The organism is Nonomuraea antri (genome assembly GCF_013283785.1).
Lineage (GTDB): Bacteria > Actinomycetota > Actinomycetes > Streptosporangiales > Streptosporangiaceae > Nonomuraea > Nonomuraea antri.
The window spans coordinates 45,029-59,032 of the sequence record NZ_JABCPZ010000040.1 but is presented as its reverse complement, the minus strand read 5'-3'; the positions used below and the strand labels follow the sequence as shown (position 1 = coordinate 59,032).

At 72.9% G+C, this 14,004-nt stretch carries 13 protein-coding genes; 9 read left to right on the top strand and 4 right to left on the bottom strand.

Features of this window, described 5'->3' with window-relative positions; all coding sequences use genetic code 11:
* Positions 1–123: 123 nt before the first annotated feature.
* A complete protein-coding gene (locus tag HII36_RS16160; RefSeq protein WP_173523998.1) occupies positions 124–426 on the bottom strand; it encodes a hypothetical protein in 303 nt (100 codons plus the stop codon).
* Between the two features lie 221 nt (positions 427–647).
* Here HII36_RS16160 and HII36_RS16155 point away from each other — a divergent pair, with 221 nt between their 5' ends.
* Both HII36_RS16155 and HII36_RS16150 read left to right on the top strand, forming a co-directional pair.
* Positions 648–2,837, top strand: a complete 2,190-nt coding sequence (locus HII36_RS16155; protein ID WP_173523997.1) for a transglycosylase domain-containing protein — start codon at positions 648–650, stop codon at positions 2,835–2,837.
* Between the two features lie 43 nt (positions 2,838–2,880).
* Complete coding sequence (locus HII36_RS16150) at positions 2,881–3,942, top strand: methyltransferase (protein ID WP_173523996.1); 1,062 nt, start codon at positions 2,881–2,883, stop codon at positions 3,940–3,942.
* A gap of 17 nt (positions 3,943–3,959) precedes the next feature.
* On the opposite strand, the gene HII36_RS16145 is transcribed toward HII36_RS16150, so the two are convergent.
* Entirely contained in the window at positions 3,960–4,412 is a 453-nt protein-coding gene (locus tag HII36_RS16145) for a MarR family winged helix-turn-helix transcriptional regulator (protein WP_328807735.1), read from the bottom strand.
* A gap of 58 nt (positions 4,413–4,470) precedes the next feature.
* On the opposite strand from HII36_RS16145, the gene HII36_RS16140 reads away from it, so the two are divergent.
* Positions 4,471–5,250, top strand: a complete 780-nt coding sequence (locus tag HII36_RS16140; protein WP_236003548.1) for an alpha/beta fold hydrolase — start codon at positions 4,471–4,473, stop codon at positions 5,248–5,250.
* A gap of 267 nt (positions 5,251–5,517) precedes the next feature.
* Positions 5,518–7,122 carry an ABC-F family ATP-binding cassette domain-containing protein gene (locus HII36_RS16135; RefSeq protein ID WP_173523994.1) on the top strand — a complete coding sequence of 535 codons (1,605 nt, stop codon included), beginning with the start codon at positions 5,518–5,520 and terminating at the stop codon, positions 7,120–7,122.
* 47 nt (positions 7,123–7,169) lie between these two features.
* On the opposite strand, the gene HII36_RS16130 is transcribed toward HII36_RS16135, so the two are convergent.
* The gene (locus HII36_RS16130; RefSeq protein ID WP_173523993.1) at positions 7,170–7,853 is read right to left on the bottom strand and encodes a hypothetical protein; all 684 of its coding nucleotides are present in this window, start codon (positions 7,851–7,853) and stop codon (positions 7,170–7,172) included.
* A gap of 105 nt (positions 7,854–7,958) precedes the next feature.
* On the opposite strand from HII36_RS16130, the gene HII36_RS58655 reads away from it, so the two are divergent.
* Both HII36_RS58655 and HII36_RS16120 read left to right on the top strand, forming a co-directional pair.
* On the top strand, positions 7,959–9,992 hold the full coding sequence (locus tag HII36_RS58655; protein WP_173523992.1) for a sensor histidine kinase: 2,034 nt from the start codon (positions 7,959–7,961) through the stop codon (positions 9,990–9,992).
* On the top strand, positions 9,985–10,632 hold the full coding sequence (locus tag HII36_RS16120) for a response regulator (RefSeq protein ID WP_173523991.1): 648 nt from the start codon (positions 9,985–9,987) through the stop codon (positions 10,630–10,632). The genes HII36_RS58655 and HII36_RS16120 overlap by 8 nt, the downstream gene beginning before the upstream one ends.
* Positions 10,633–10,685: 53 nt before the next feature.
* On the opposite strand, the gene HII36_RS16115 is transcribed toward HII36_RS16120, so the two are convergent.
* Positions 10,686–11,639 carry a hypothetical protein gene (locus HII36_RS16115; protein WP_173523990.1) on the bottom strand — a complete coding sequence of 318 codons (954 nt, stop codon included), beginning with the start codon at positions 11,637–11,639 and terminating at the stop codon, positions 10,686–10,688.
* Between the two features lie 136 nt (positions 11,640–11,775).
* Here HII36_RS16115 and HII36_RS16110 point away from each other — a divergent pair, with 136 nt between their 5' ends.
* The 3 genes from HII36_RS16110 (at position 11,776) to HII36_RS16100 (ending at position 13,998) form a co-directional block, all read left to right on the top strand.
* Positions 11,776–12,585, top strand: coding sequence for an alpha/beta fold hydrolase (locus tag HII36_RS16110; protein ID WP_173523989.1), 810 nt, complete (start codon positions 11,776–11,778; stop codon positions 12,583–12,585).
* Between the two features lie 98 nt (positions 12,586–12,683).
* Positions 12,684–13,361 (top strand): HNH endonuclease family protein, encoded by a 678-nt coding sequence (locus tag HII36_RS16105; RefSeq protein ID WP_173523988.1) that lies wholly within the window; start codon positions 12,684–12,686, stop codon positions 13,359–13,361.
* A 136-nt stretch (positions 13,362–13,497) separates the two neighbouring features.
* Entirely contained in the window at positions 13,498–13,998 is a 501-nt protein-coding gene (locus HII36_RS16100) for a GNAT family N-acetyltransferase (RefSeq protein WP_173523987.1), read from the top strand.
* Positions 13,999–14,004 lie beyond the last annotated feature (6 nt).

The following is a 14,004-nucleotide window of genomic DNA, read 5'->3' as shown; positions in this document are numbered from 1 at the left end:
CCGCGTCCGGTGAGTGCACACGAGCGCTTCCCGGCCAGGGCCGACAGATCCCGTTGAGGACCTCGAGGTCAGTCAGTCGCTGGGTCAGACCCTGTCGGGAAGCGCTCATCTACATCATCACTGTCAGCCGCGCTTGTTCACCCAGACGCGCTTGACCGTCCAGGGGGTGAGCCGCGCCGACGAGACGGCGCCGGCCGGCTTCCAGTCGCCGGTGACGAGGATCGGCCCGGCGTACGGGTGCCACTGCTCCACGGCGACGCTGTGCTCGCCGGTGCCGCCGGTGCACTGGCTGTAGGCGTAGCCGTTGGAGAGCCAGGTGGTGCAGCCGGTGGGCGCGGCCATGGCGGGCGACGGGGCGAGTGCTGCCGCGCCCAGGCAGAGTACGCCGGTGGCGGCCAGCCCGGTGAGGTGACGACGAAGGCTCATGCGAGGTCTCCCTGGGGTTCTGGGGGTGACAGGGACTTACTCTTAGGAAACTTTCCTATTTAAAAAGCTAGGTCACCGATTTTCGGTCGTCAACGGGCCCGAATCGGGGTCTTGCCTGCTGTCCGTTAATGAGCTACCTGGCCTGATATCGGTTTCGATATCGATGAGCGATTCATATCAGTCTTAGACAGTATGAGGATGTTTGTGCTCTTATGGCCGTCATGCCCAGCTCGCATCCTGGTACCCGCCTGTCCAGCGTCACCCGCCTGGCCGCGGCGGCGGCCGCGGCCGGGGTGGTGGCCGCCGCGCTCGCCCTGCCCGCCGTGGGCGGCTCCGGAGCGGCGGTCGTGGCGGCCACCGAGGCGCTGAACCTCCGGCCGGCCGCACTGACCGAGCCGCCGCTGCCGGAGAAGACCACCGTGTACGACGCCGCGGGCAACGCGATCGCCCAGTTCTACGCCCAGGACCGCAAGGTCGTGCCGCTGGCCCGCATCTCGGAGCCGATGCGGACGGCCATCGTCGCCATCGAGGACGACCGCTTCTACCAGCACGGCGCGATCGACCTCGAAGGCACCGCCCGCGCCCTGGTCAAGAACCTGACCACGGGCGGCATCAGCCAGGGCGGCTCGTCGATCACCCAGCAGTACGTCAAGCAGGTCCTGCTCAACTCGGCCGACACCGAGCAGGAGAAGAACGCGGCCCTGGAGGGCAGCTACGCGCGCAAGCTCAGGGAACTGCGGCACGCCATGTACGTCGAGCGGAAATACTCCAAGGACCAGATCCTGGAGAAATATCTGAACATCGCGTACTTCGGCGCCGGGGCCAACGGCGTGGAGGCGGCGGCCAGGCGGTTCTTCGGCGTCCCGGCCGCTCGCCTGGACCTGGCCCAGGCTGCCACGCTGGCCGGCGCCGTCCAGGACCCGAACAGGACCGACCCGAACCTCGGCGCCAAGGCACGCAAGCTGCTGCTGCAGCGGCGCAACGTGGTGCTCGACCGGATGGCCGAGCTGGGCCGCATCACCCGGGCGCAGGCCGACACCGCCAAGGCCGGCAAACTCGGCTACCGGGGCATCAGGCAGCCCAACGGCTGTCAGGAGAGCCGCTATCCGTACTTCTGCGAGTACGTCCGGCACGAGCTGCTGGCCGACCGCGCGTTCGGCAAGACGCGGCGGCAGCGCGAGCAGGCCTTCGGCCTGGGCGGGCTCAAGGTACGCACGACGCTGGACCCCAAGGCGCAGCGCGCCGCGGAGTCGGCCATCAAGAAGCACGTCTTCGCCTCCGACCGCGCGCTGGCGGCCGAGGCGCTGGTGGAGCCGGGCACCGGCAAGATCAAGGCGATGGCGGCCAGCCGCCCGTACGGCGGCTCCGCCCGCGACCACGAGATCTCCTACAACGCGGCGGCCGACATGGCGCACGGCGGGCTGATCGGCTTCCAGCCGGGCTCGACGTTCAAGACGTTCACCCTGATCACCGCGCTCAAGCAGGGCATGAAGATCGACGACGGCATCACCGCGGGCGCCGGTTACACCGCACCCGGCCCGTCCGCGTTCAAGAACTGCGCCGGCGGCAACGTCGGCGACCCGTCCTGGACGGTCACCAACGACGAGGGCTCGCCCGGCTTCAAGACCCTGGCCACCGGCACCTGGGGCTCGGTCAACACCTTCTTCATGGAGCTGCAGGAGCGGGTGGGCCTGTGCCCGACAGTCGAGACCGCCGAGTCGCTGGGCGTCAAGCGGGCCGACGGCGCCGAGCTGCGCGAGTTCGAGACGTTCACGCTGGGCATCAACGAGAGCGACCCGGTGACCGTGGCCGGCGCCTACGCCGCCATCGCCGCGCGCGGCACGTACTGCGAGCCCATGGCCATCACCGCCATCACCGGCAGGGACGGCAGGACCACCCCCTACCGCCCGCGCTGCGAACGGGCGCTGGACCCGGAGATCGCCGACGCGACCGCGCACATCCTGTCCGGGGTGTTCACCCAGGGCACCATGAGCGGCGTCGGCGGCATCGGCCGTCCGGCGGCCGGCAAGACCGGCACCACCGACGGGTACGCCAGCGCCTGGTTCGCCGGGTTCACCCCCGACCTGGCCGGCGCGGTCAGCATCGGCGACCCGCGCGGCGCGCAGCGGCACAAGCTCACCGGCGTCACCATCGGCGGCCGGTACTTCGGCTCGGTCCAGGGCGCCTCGCTGCCCGGCCCGATCTGGAAGGACACGATGATCGCCGCGCTGCGGGGCACGCCGGCGACCGCGTTCACGCCGCTGAACACCTCCAGGTTCGGCGGCTGCGAGCAGAACTGCGCGCCCGAGAAGCAGGAGCGCGACGACCTTCAAGTCGGCCCGGCGGACGACCAGTACGGCGACGCGTTCGGCGACGAGCCGGACGAGGACGGCGGTTTCTTCGACCGGTGAACGCCCCCATGACACCCCGCCCCCCGGGTGTCATAGTGGATCTATGCCGCAGGCAGACGTCGAGAAACTGCTCCGCGAAGCGCGTTCCGCCGCGGGCGCCGAGACGCCCAGAGACTACGTGCACCGGCTGCTCATCGCCATGTGGGACTCACAGATCGTCATCGTCCTGGCCAGGCTCGGCGTGCCCGACGCGCTGGCCGCGGGGCCGCGTTCGGCGAGTGAGCTGGCCGCGGCGTCGGGCGCGAATCCCGACGCCCTGCTGCGCCTGTTGCGCGCCGCCGCGACGATCGGCCTGCTGGCCGAGACCGAGCGGCCGGACCACTACCGGCTGACCGAGGCGGGGGAGTGCCTGCGCGCCGACTCGCCCACCGCGCTGCGCGAGCTGGCGCTCGCCTACGGCTCACCGACGGTGTGGGGGCTCATCGGGGCGTTCGAGGGCTCGGTGCGCACCGGCGACCCGGCCGCCCCGGCGATGCTCGGCCACTCCTTCTGGGAACACCTGGCCACGCACCCCGACGAGGCCGAGCACTTCTCGCTGGCCATGGGCGAGCAGTCGGCGGCGGCGTCCGCCGATGTCGCGGCCGCCGTCGACGCCTCGGCGTACGGGCGCATCGTGGACGTCGGCGGCGCGTACGGCGTGCTGCTCGCAGCCCTGCTCGCCAAGGCCCCCGGCGCCGGCGGGGTGCTGTTCGACCGGCCGCCGGTGATCGAGGCGGCCGGTCAGCACCTGCGTGACTCCCCGCTGGCGCCGCGCATCGAGCTGGTCGGCGGCGACTTCTTCGAGCAGGTGCCCAAGGGTGACCTCTACCTGCTGAAATGGATCCTGCACGACTGGGACGACGAGCGCGCGGCGCGCATTCTCACCACCTGCCGCCAGGCCGCCGCACCCGGCGCGCGGCTGCTGGTGGTCGAGATGCTGCTGCCCGAGCCGTGGGCGCCGTCGCAGACGCACCTGTACGACCTGGCCATGCTCGTCCTGCTGGGCAGCCGCGAACGCACCCTGACCCAGTACCGCGACCTGCTCAGGTCGGGCGGCTGGGAGCTGGAGAGCGTCACCCCGACCGCCGGCCACTACAGCGTGCTGCAGGCGGTCGCCACGCCGTAGGAGCGTGCGGCGCGTGCTCAGTCCACGTCCACGTGGTCCAGGAAGCGCACCAGGTGAGACAGGACGCGGACGCACGCGTCCACCTCGGCGTCGGTCAGGCCGTCGCCGGCCTGGCGCAGCACCGCCCGCTCCCGGTCGATCACCGCGTTGATGGCGTCGAGCCCGCGCCCGGTCAGCCGGATGAGCGACGACTTCTTGTGCGCAGGATTGGGCGCGAACTCCACCAGCTCCCGCGCCGCCGCGTCATTGATCATGCGTTGCACGAACTGGCGGCTCAGCGCCTGCGCCCGCCCCATCTGCGGGACGGTCATCGGCCCGTGCTCGCGCAGCAGGTTCAGCACGGCCCTGACCCCGACCGACAGGCCCTCGATGGGCGCGTCCTGCTCGACCTTGCGCTGCGCCCGCCGGTACAGCGGGCCCACCAGGTCGAACACCTCGGTCAGCCGATCGGTCACCTCTGTTTCGCTCACCACGCCATGATGACACCTGAGTTGCCAATTCAAGGCCATTAATGACACCTTGGTTGTCATGATGAACGACTTGTTCTGGATCGACACCGGTGCCGGCCATCCGCTCGTCCTGCTGCACGGCGGCTTCGTCGACCACCACATGTGGGACGCCCAGATCCCCGTGCTCGCCGAGCGCCACCGGGTCATCGCGCCCGACGCCCGCGGCCACGGGCGTTCCGCCAACGGCAGCGCGCCGTACCGGCTGACCGACGACCTGGCCGCGCTGCTGCGCCACCTGGACACGGGACCCGCCGTGCTGGTGGGCGTCTCCATGGGCGCGGCCACCGCCGTGGACACCGCGCTCGAACACCCCGAGCTGGTCAGCGCCCTGGTCGTGAGCGGCGCCGGGACCAGCGAGCCGTACTACGCGGACCCCTGGACCACCGGGCTCTGGGCCGAGTGGCACGCCGCGATGGCGGCCGGCGACCTGGCCGCCTCGGTCGAGACGTTCACCAGGTTCGCCGCGGGACCGCACCGCACCCTGGACGACCTCGACCGGGACGTCGTCCGCCTCCTGCTGCGCATCACCGAGAACACCATGGCCAAGCACACCAAGGACGAGCCGAACCACCTCGTCCAGGTGACGCGGACGTGGGAACGCGCGGCCGGGATCGAGGTGCCGGTCCTGGCGATCAACGGCGCCGTCGACTCGCCCGACCATCTCGCCATGGCCGAACGCCTCGTCGCCACCGTCCGCGACGGGCGCGCCGTGTCGATCGACGGGACCGCCCACTACCCGAACCTGGAACGCCCGGACGTCTTCACCGAGATCCTCGAGGACTTCCTGGCCACCCTGTGACCTGGCGCCCGGCCGTTCGCGGTGCTGATCAAGCGGTGCCGGTTAATCGCTGGCCGGGCACCGCGAGCGCTGGGTATCCTTGCGGAATGCAGTACCTCTACTTCCTCTGAGACCCACGGCCCCGGCCGCTTCAGCCGCCCGGTTCGAGCCCTGATCCACGGGCCCGGGTGCGGCCGGTCGTTCGCCGTCGTCTCTCACTGTTCGCGGGTCCGCCGCGCTCTCACGCCCTGACACCCCGGCGTGCGCGGCAGCCTGCTCGGAGGAAGTATGTCCATCGCCGTATCCTTGCCTGCCCGTGCCCGAGCCCATCTCAACGCCACCGACCTGTGTGTCGCCCGTGGCGGCCACCCGGTGCTGACCGGCGTGAACCTGACCGTCTCACCCGGTGACCGGCTGGGGGTGGTCGGCGAGAACGGGCGCGGGAAGACCACCCTGCTGCAGGTGTTGTCCGGCGCCCTGGCCCCCGACTCGGGATCGGTGCACCGGGCCGGCACGCTCGGCATCGCCGACCAGGTCCTGCCGGTCGGCGACGACGCCACCGTCGGCGATCTGATCGAGGTCGAGCTGGCCCACGTGCGTGCCGTGCTGCGCGCGTTCGACGCGGCCACCGCCGCGCTGGCCGAAGGCCGCCCGGGCGCCGACGACGACTACGCGCGAGCGCTCACCGCGGCCGAGTCCATCGACGCGTGGGAGGCCGACCGCCGGGTCGACGTCGCGCTGGCCGCGCTCGACGCCGTCACCGACCGCGACCGGCCGCTGGCCGAGCTGTCGGTCGGACAGCGCTACCGGGTCAGGCTGGCCGGCCTGCTCGGCGCGGGCCACGACCTGCTGCTGCTCGACGAGCCGACCAACCACCTCGACGCGGCCGGGCTCGACCACCTGACCGCCGTGCTCCGGGCGTACCCGGGCGGTGTCGTGCTGGTCAGCCACGACCGGGCGCTGCTGGCCGACGTCGTCACCACGGTGCTCGACCTCGACCCGACCAGCGACGGGCTGCCCCGGCTCTACGGCGGCGGCTTCGCCGGCTACCGGGAGGAGAGCAGGGCCGAGCGCGAACGCTGGGAGCTGGCCTACCGCGACCAGCAGAGCGAGCGGCAGCGGCTCGCCCAGGACCTGTCCGCCGCGCAGAACCGCCTGTCGACCGGCTGGCGGCCGGACAAGGGCACCGGCAAGCACACCCGGGCCACCCGGGCGCCCGCCCTGGTGCGTGCCGTGCACCGGCGGCAGGAGGCGCTGGAGTCGCTCGTGCTCGACGTCCCGCCGCCGCCGATGCGTTTCCAGCCGCCCGAGCTGGGCGCCCCGCACCAGGCCGTGCTGCTGCGCGCCGACGAGGTGACGGTGCGCGGCAGGCTCGCCGCGCCGCGTTCGGTGCTGCTGCGTTCCGCCGACCGGCTGGTCGTGACCGGGCCGAACGGGTCGGGCAAGTCGACCCTGCTGGCCGTGCTGGCCGGCGTGCTGCCGCTGGATTCCGGGAGCGTGCAGCGCAAGCGCGGCGTCCGGGTGGGCCTGCTCACGCAGGAGTCGCCGGAGCCGTCGTCGCGGCGCGCGTTCGAGGTGTTCGAGTCGGCGGTGTTCAGGGCCGGCGGGGCGGGCGACGTCGGGCTCGCGCAGCTCGGGCTGCTGCCGGCGGCCGCCGCGCAGCGCCCGGTGCGCGAGCTGTCCGTCGGGCAGCGGCGCCGGCTCGACCTGGCCGTCCTGCTGGCCGCGCGGCCCCAGGTGGTCCTGCTGGACGAGCCGACCAACCACCTGTCCATGACGCTGGTGGAGGAGCTGACCGAGGCGCTGGACGCCACCGGCGCGGCCGTCGTGCTGGCCACCCACGACCGGCAGCTGCTGCGTGACACCGAGGGCTGGCCGCGGCTGGCCACCTGACCTCACCGGGGGTCGGCCGAGGCTGTGGCACCTGACCTCGCCGGGCGCTACCCGCGCTCGGCGGGCAGCACCAGCTCGGGGCGCAGGGCGAGGAGGGCGCCGAGCGCGGCGTAGCCGATCACCAGGTGGCCGCCGCCGACCCAGCGCGCGCCTTCCTCGCCGACCGCGATGAACAGCGGCACGGTGACCACGCCCCAGGTCTCGGCCACCAGCGGCCACCAGCGCAGCGGGCCGCGCCACTGGCCGGCCAGCGCCAGCTTCACGCCGATCACCATCATGCCGAGCATGGACAGCGGCCAGAAGACGTCCAGGACGGCGAGCGCGACGCCGTCCTGCGCCGATTCCGGCAGCACGCCGTGCAGCAGCGACCAGAGCGAGGCGAGCCCGAGCAGCGCCAGCTCCACCTTGAGCATGACCCTGGCGACCCGGGACGTGCCCGTCGCCCTGGTCCGGATCTGCACGGTGAGCAGCGCGAACACGCCGAGCTGGAAGGCCAGCCCGGTCAGGTCGCCGACGCGCTGCTCGAATCCGGTGTTCACGGTGCCGTACATGAAGATGCTCGCGGCCCAGGCGAGTGTGCCCGCGGTGAGCGCGAGTCCGAGCCTGCGCACGGTACGCGCGGCGATGGGCGGGCGGCCCGGGACGGGCGGCCAGGCGTCGACGTCGGTGCGTGCCCGGGCGGGGGTGGTGCTGAACTGGGCGTCCATGGTCTTCCTCTCTGCTTGTGCCATCCCAGACTGCTGACGGGCAGCCCCGGGCGGGCAGAGACCGGTGTCCCGTCGTCCCGGGACACCGGTCCCAGGACAAAAGGACACAAATCGGGTGTAATGCATGGCGTGACGAGGACAGGACGGATCTGGCCGGCGGTGGCGCTGGCCACCGGGGTGGCGCTCGCGGTCGCGACGGTGGCGCTCGACCTCCGCACGGCCGGCGTGCCCATCCCGGCCGCAGCCGAGCTGGAGCCCGGCTGGCTGTCGGTCCTGTGCGGGCTGGCCCAGCTCGTGCCGGGCGTCCTGCTGCTGCGCAGGCTGCCGCGGCACCCGGTGGCCTGGGTGCTGACCGCCTTCGGCCTGCTGTGGCTGCTCGACGGGCTGGCCGCGAGCTGGGCGGCGTACGCCGTCTACGTGTCGCCAGGACTGCCCGGGGCCGCGGCCGGCTACTGGTTCTACTCCCGCTTCGGCGCGTCGCTGCTGCTCGGGCTGCCGCTGCTGATCCTGCTGTTCCCCGACGGACGGCTGCCTGAAGGGCGGCTGTGGCGCCGGCTGTCGATCGCCAGCCTGGCGCTGACCGGGCTGCTCACGGTGCTGCTCGTGCTGGCGCCGGTGGCGGTGATGGTGCGCTTCCACCAGGCGGCGCTGCCACCGGAGATCGCCGGGCTGGGCCTCGACCCGTTCTCGGTCGCGCTGCCGTACGCGTTCTGGGCGCCGGCGTTGCGGGTGGCGTACCTGTCGGTGCTGGTGAGCGTGGTGGTGCCGTTCGCGGCGATGGTCCGGCGCTACCGGGCGGCCGACCCCGAGCGGCGCGCGCAGATCAAGTGGCTGATGTGGGCCGCGCTGGTCGACATGGTCGTGCTGCTGCTGCCGCTGCGGGTGCCGCCGGAGCTGCCCGCCGTGCTGCTCGGCCTGGCCGTCGGCCTCACCTCGGCGGCCGTGGTGGTGGCGGTCACCAAGTACCGGCTCTACGACGTGGACCGGCTGCTGTCGGCCACCCTCGCCTACGGCGTGCTCGCCGCGCTCGTCGTGCTGGTCGACGTCGCGGTGTTCGCGCTGGCCGGCAGCGTGCTGGGGGAGCGTGACTCGGCGCTGGCGGCCATCGCGATCGTCGCGGTGGTCTACGCGCCGCTGCGCACCTGGCTGACCGGGATCGTCCGGCGGCTGGTACGCGGATCGCGCGACGACCCGTACGCGGCGGTCGCCACCCTGGCCGAACGGCTGGAACTGGCCACCGACCCGGGCGAACAGCTCGTCGCGGTGGCCACCACGCTGGCCGAGGCGTTCCGGCTGTCCTACGTCCGGGTGGAGATCGAACGGCCGGGCGGCGAGCGTTCCGTGGTGGAACACGGCACGCCGCGCGGCCCGTCGGTCACACTGCCCGTGGCCTACCGGGGCGAGGTCGTGGGACGGCTGGCGTTGTGCCGTACCGACCTGACCGAACGCGACCAGCGCCTGCTCGGCGACCTGGTCCGCCAGGCCGCGGCGGCCGCCAGGGCCGTCGAGCTCAGCACCGACCTGCAGCGCATCCGCGCCAGGCTCGTCCTGGCCCGCGAGGAGGAGCGCCGCAGGCTCAGACGCGACCTGCACGACGGGCTCGGCCCCAGTCTGGGCGCGGTGGCGCTGCGCATCGAGGCGGCGCGCAACCTCGCCGGGCAGGCCCCCGAGCAGGCCGATCGCATCCTGGAGCAGACCGCCGCCGAGGTCAGCGGCGTGCTGACGGACGTCCGCAGGCTGGTGCACGACCTGCGCCCGCCCGCGCTGGACGAGCTCGGCGTGCTGCGCGCGATCGAGCAGCAGGCCGACAGGTTCCGCACGCCCGCGCTCGACGTCCGCGTCACCGGGGACGACGCGCTCGGCACGCTGCCCGCGGCGGTGGAGGTGGCGGCGTACCGTATCGTGTCCGAGGCGCTGGCCAACGTCGTCAGGCACGCGGGTGCCTCCCGCTGCGACATCAGGCTGGGCGTGCGTGACGGGAGGCTCGAAGTGGCGGTGCGCGACGACGGCGCGGGCATCGGCCCCGACGTAGCCGCGGGCGTGGGCATGCTCTCGCTCCGCGAACGGGCGGCCGAGCTGGGCGGAGACTGCCGGGTGAGCTGCCCGCCCGAGGGCGGCACGGTGGTCACCGCGCGGCTGCCGCTGGAGGCCGCCGGTGTCTGACGAGCCGATCAGGGTGCTGCTGGCCGACGACCACCCCGTCTACCGGGACGGGCTGGCCCTGCTGCTCGGCTCGATCCCGGGCATCGAGGTGGCCGGCACCGCCGCCGACGGCGCCGAGGCCGTCGAGCGCGCCGCCGACCTGCAGCCCGACGTGGTCGTCATGGACGTGCGCATGCCCGGCCTCGACGGCATCGAGGCCACCAGGCGGATCGCGGCCGACAGCCCGCACATCGGCGTGGTCGTGCTGACCATGTCGGAAGAGGACGCCACGCTGTTCGCCGCGATGCGCGCGGGCGCCCGCGGTTACCTGGTCAAGGGCGCCAACCAGGCGGAGATCGTGCGCGCGATCACCGCCGTGGCGCACGGCGAGGCCATCTTCGGCCCGGCGGTCGCGCGCCGCGTCGCCGACTTCTTCGCCGGTCCGACATTGGCCGGCAATCCGGCCTTCCCCCAGCTCACGCCGCGCGAGCTGGAGATACTCTCGCTGATCGCGGCCGGCCGGGCCAACGCCCAGATCGCCACCGCGCTGTTCCTGTCGCCGAAGACGGTACGCAACAACGTCTCGAACATCTTCGCCAAGCTGCACGTCGCCGACCGGGCCGAGGCGATCGTCCGGGCCCGGCAGGCCGGGCTCGGCTGAAGCCGTCAGCGCTGGTCGGGCGGGTGCCGTGAGCGTTGGTCGGGCGGGTGCCGTCAGCGCTGGTCTGGCGGGTAGAAGAACTCCTGGGTCTCGGCGAAGGTCTGTGGCCCGTCGATCCGGTACCCGTGCGCGCGTTCGTCGTCGAGGTGTGAGGGGCCCACGTCGAGCACGTCGGAGGTCTTCCAGACGCCGTCGACCTGGTTCTCGACCTCGTACCTGAACTCGTTGAAGTCCTGGTCGGACGAGACGAACGTGTTCACGACGGCCAGCGTGCGCCGTCCTGCGGTCAGCGCGGGCGGCAGGTCGACGGTCTGCTCACGCCACCGGTGCCGGTGTTCGACGTGCAGCGGCTCCCACGTCCCCGCGGGCACGCCGTTGACCGTGATGGCGGCCCGCTGCCTGCCGATGCCGGCGTCGAGGCGGCGGGTCAGCCTGACCGCGGTGTTGGCCGGGTCGATCGACACCGTGAACCGGCTCGACCCGCCGCGGCCGAACGCGCGGCCGTCGTCGACGACCAGGCGGCCGCGCACGTCGGACGTGCCGCGCTCGGGCAGCCACAGGTAGGCCGCCGCGCCCACGGCCGAGAACGCGACCAGCAGGGCGAGCGCGGCCGGCAGGGTGGCGTGCCCGCGGCCGCGCCGCGGCGGCTCGGGCTCGGGCGGGATCGCGTCCATCGGCTGGGTGGTCTCCGCCGCCTGGCCGAGCTTGGCCACGCGCACCCGCTCCCAGGCGCGTTCCCAGGCGGGGAACTGGTCGGCCGGCACCCGGCAGCCGCGCAGGAACGCCAGCATGACCGCCTTCTTCGGGAACCGCCGCCCGGCCAGCATGTCGGCACAGGTGGCCCGGGGCAGCCGGACGCCGCCCGCCCGGTCGGCCCGCGCCTGCAGCTCGCGCAGTGACACGTCGGCGCGGGCGAACTGCTCGGCCAGCAGTCGCACCAGGTCCTCGTGCCGGGTCACCCGGTCCAGGCCGGGCCCGTCACCGTCCATTGCCGGGTCGTCGCTCATTGCCGACAGTGTATGGCCGATGACGGATCGTGTTCGATGGATTTACCGGCGGGAGCGCGATGAGTTCTCCCGCCTGGACGGGTCTCATCATCGTCACCCCATCGGGTGCTCGATCTTTCGAGGAAGGACCACCGGCATGACCACCTCGCACACCCTCGACGTCCCCGGCGCCCGGCTGCGTTACGACGTACGCGGCTCGGGGCCGCTGCTGCTGCTGATGGGCTCGCCCATGGCCGCGGCGGACTTCGAGGCGCTGGCCGAAGCACTGGCCGGCGACCACACCGTGGTCACCCACGACCCGCGCGGCATCTCGCGCAGCGTACTCGACGACCCCGAGCAGGAGTCCACCCCCGAGCTGCGGGCCGACGACGTGGCCGCGCTGCTGGACGCGCTCGGCGCGGACAGCGCCGACGTGTTCGGCAGCAGCGGCGGCGCGGTGACCGGCCTCGCCCTGGTCGAAAGGCACCCCAGCCGGGTGCGTACGCTCGTCGCGCACGAGCCCCCGGTGCTCGAACTGCTCCCTGACGCCGCCGAGCAGCGGGCCGCGGTCGAGGACATGATCGAGACCTTCCACCGCGACGGCCTGGCCGCGGCGTTCGGCAAGTTCATGGCCAACGCCGGGTTCGCGGAGGAGAACGACGGCGCCCCCGTGGCCCCGCCGTTCGAGCCGAGCGAGCAGCAGCTCGCCGACTCCGCCCGCTTCTTCGCCCACGAGCTGCGCGGCACCACCCGCTACGTGCCCGACGTGGCCGCGCTGCGGTCGGGCCCGGCCCGGGTCGTGGTGGGCATCGGCGTGGAGTCGGGCAACCTGGTGACCTACCGGACGTCGGTCGCGCTCGCCGAGCTGCTGGGCACCCCGCCGGTCGAGTTCCCCGGCGACCACGGCGGCTTCACGGGCGAGCCGCAGGCGTTCGCCGAGGCGCTGCGCAAGACGCTGGCCGGATAGTCACGGACACCACCTGGAGCACCTGGTGCGGGGACGAGAGAGGCAAAGGAGTGACCAAACGGCTACTGGTGTCGATGAGGGCTCGATAGGAGTGGCCCATGCAGATTTCGCCATCGCACCGGCGTGCCGCCGTCGCGGCCCTGCCGTTCCTGTTGCTCTCTCTCGCCCCGGCCGCGACCGCCGTCGCCGCGCCCGCCGTCCCCAACGCCCCGGCCGACCTGCCGACGGCACTGTCGACGTCCTCGGCCACCACCGCCCTCGACGGGCTCACCGTCGCCAGGCACGAGTCCATGGCCGGCTACCGGCGCGACCGCTTCCCCCGCTGGATCCCGCAGGGCCAGGACTGCAACACCAGGGAGAAGGTCTTCCTGCGTGACGGCAGGAACGTGCGCAGGGACGAGTACTGCCGCGCCGTCTCCGGCGCCTGGACCAACCCCTACGACGGCACGGTGATCACGCAGCCGTCGCAGCTCGAGGTCGACCACGTCGTGCCGCTGACCAACGCCTGGCAGTCCGGCGCCAACACCTGGACGGACGCCAAGCGCAAGGCGTTCGCCAACGACCTGGAGGCTCCGCAGCTGCTCACCACCACCAAGGAGTCGAGGCTGGCCAAGGACGACCAGTCGCCCGACGAGTGGCGTCCGCCGCTGCGCAGCTACTGGTGCACCTACAGCCGCGCCTGGATCGACGTCAAGGCCCGCTACCACCTGACCGTCACTCCCGAGGAGAAGACGGTCCTGCGGGAGATGCTGGGCACCTGCGCCACCGACCAGTAGCAGCCGCCGTCATCGGTGTCGCCGTCATCGGCGACGGTGTCACCGGCGTCGCCGTCACCCCGGACCTGGCCGGGGCCGGGGTGACCGGCGCGAAAACCAGCGGTGCGCGGGCCGCGGCGGCTTCTACAGTGGCCGCGTGGACCACGAGCTGACGACGCCGCGGCTGAACCTGCGGCCGGTACGCGCATCCGACCTGGCCGCACTGCACGCCCACTGGACACTGCCGGACGTCCGGCGCTTCCTGTTCGACGGCGCGGCCCTGTCGCTCGCGGAGGTCGCGGACGTCGTCTCGGCGAGCGAGCGTGACTTCGCCGCCGCCGGACACGGGCTGTGGATCGTCCGCGAGCGCGATCGGGCCGCGCTGGCCGGCACCGCCGGGCTGCGCCCGCTCGACGACCTCGGGCTCGAAGTCGTCTACAGCCTCGCGCCCGAGGTCTGGGGCCGCGGCTACGCCACCGAGGCGGCCCGCGCCGTGGTCGAGCACGCACTCGGCGACCTGGGCCTGCCCGAGGTGCTGGCCGAGGTCGACGCGGGCAACACCGCCTCGGCCGCGGTGCTCGAACGCCTCGGCATGACCCCGTTCGCGACGGTCCCGGGCGAGCTCGGCCCGCTGATCCGCTACCGCAGGACCCGCTGACCTCGG